The sequence below is a fragment of the Gilvimarinus sp. 1_MG-2023 genome, from assembly GCF_030548285.1.
Window position 1 is genome coordinate 1 of sequence record NZ_JAUOSC010000535.1, and the last position, 331, is coordinate 331.

Below are 331 nucleotides of genomic sequence, written 5' to 3' on the forward strand. Positions count from 1 at the left end.
CGTCATGACGGATGCTGTTGAATATCGGCTGGAAAAAGACCTGTTGGGCGAACGAGAAGTACCTGCCAGCGCGTATTTTGGCATTCAGAGTCAGCGGGCAAAGGATAACTTTGACTTGAGTGGGGTGACGCTGGCGCATTTCCCCAAATTGATCAACGCCCTGGCGATGGTAAAGCAGGCGTGCGCGCTGGCCAACACCGAGCTGGGCTTGTTGGATCAGCAACGTTGCAACGCCATTGTGGCGGCGGGTGACCGGTTGCTGCAAGGGCAGTTTCACCAGCAGTTTGTGGTGGATATGATTCAGGGCGGGGCGGGCACCTCGACCAATATG

At 56.5% G+C, this 331-nt stretch carries 1 protein-coding gene; it reads left to right on the top strand.

Translation table 11 applies throughout. The annotated features are described in order from the left end of the window. Positions 1-331: lyase family protein (locus Q4563_RS17965; RefSeq protein WP_336623050.1), on the top strand; the 331-nt coding region annotated here is incomplete at both ends.